Below are 1,609 nucleotides of genomic sequence, written 5' to 3'. Positions count from 1 at the left end.
TGGTACAACCCCTCTCGCCGACACTCGGCATTGGGGTATAAGTCACCCATCAACTACGAAAGGACCGCCGCTGAAGGGCTGGAATCTCTAAGCCCATAACCGTCCTTCAAACCGGGGGGACTCCACTCCTTTGGATTACTTCGGGTTTTTAAACGCCGACAGCAACCTCGTCTCTTGGCGCGTCAAACGCGGTTTTGTGTTTCAGAATGCTCCAAGCCATACGCGCCAATTTGTTTGCTAGAGCAACGGCTAACTTGTTGCGGTGCATCCGCTCCGCTGCCCTTGTTAGCCAGTCACCAAAACTGAAGTCTGGCCATCGATTGGGCCGCATGAGTATGACTTTGGCTGCTTGCACAAAGAGCATGCGCAGATATCTGCTGCCCCGTTTCGAGATGCGACCAAGCACCGTTCGACCACCTGTGCTGTATTGTCTCGGCACCAGCCCCACCCAAGCTGCAAAGTCGCGGCCTCGACTGAAGGCCTCACCTGTGCCAATAGCAGCGACCATCGCTGTAGAGATCATTGGGCCGATGCCTGGCACGGTCATGACATTCACGCAATTTTCTTCCGTCTGACTTATTTTTTCTATTTCCGAAGAGACAGCCTCGATCCTGTCGTCCATCCACATCCAGTCGCCATAAAGGCCAATTAAGATCGACCGCATGCGTGGTGATATCTCGTCTTTGCGGTCTTCAAGGATGGTCTCGAAAGAGTTCTTCAAAGCGCGCAACCCCTTTCGCACTGTGATCCCTTGTTCGATCAGGAAAGCGCGAATCTGGTTAATTGTTGCGGTCCGGCGCGACACCAAACGCGATCTAACGCGATGCAGTGCTTGTAAGTCGAGCTGGTCCTGACTCTTCTCCGGAACGATCGGCAGATTGGGCCGCAATACGGCTTCGGCAATCGCTTCAGCGTCATTGTAATCGTTCTTCTGCCCTTTGATGAATGGCCTCACGTAGATTGCTGGGATGATCCGAGGCTCAAAACCCATCTGGCGCAATGTGCGACTGACAAAGTGGGCGCTCAAGCAGGCTTCCAAGCCAACGATACATGGCGGCAATTTCTCAAACGTGGCCACCAACGCCAGTCGCTTGATTTGTTTGCGCAAGACACGCCGTCCATCAAAGTCAAACCCAACGATATGAAAAGTGTCTTTCCCAATATCGATGCCAACCGACATTAGCTCATCAAAAGAATCCTTCGTCATGCTACTTCTCCTAATTGCAGTCATAGGCAAAGCCTAACCTGCTGGGTGAAGCAGCCGGTACATCCCATTTCCGGTCATTCCCTGCTCTACACTTGAATGTCTGGAACTTGCCGTTTTGTTTCGACTTGCTTAATGCAGAACAACAACACCAACCCCATCCTCAACCCAAAAAAATAACGAAACACCCCAGCAACACGGGGTGCGAATTACCCGCATGCTGGATAGGCTCAGGAAGGACCCAAAAACAATTCTGGCAGTTTGCGAAACTTGGAGTAGAGGGCTTATTTTGTTGAAAAACTCCTGCTTGATTGATGGGTTGATCGCTGATTCAATTCTCTTATTGATCAGGAGGATTGGCGATGATGGGACCGAGGCAGGAAGCACAGGCAGCGCTGTTTTACG

2 protein-coding genes are annotated in these 1,609 nt (G+C 51.6%); both read right to left on the bottom strand.

Translation table 11 applies throughout. The features are described from left to right. Positions 1-148: 148 nt before the first annotated feature. Positions 149-1,207 (bottom strand): IS110 family RNA-guided transposase, encoded by a 1,059-nt coding sequence (locus tag AC2D8P_RS16510; RefSeq protein WP_484703984.1) that lies wholly within the window; start codon positions 1,205-1,207, stop codon positions 149-151. Between the two features lie 129 nt (positions 1,208-1,336). Next, the coding region (locus AC2D8P_RS16505; protein ID WP_484703983.1) for a hypothetical protein at positions 1,337-1,609 on the bottom strand (273 nt) is incomplete at its 5' end.

Source organism: Roseovarius sp. YIN77 (assembly GCF_057219155.1).
This window is presented reverse-complemented; position numbering and strand designations above follow the sequence as displayed.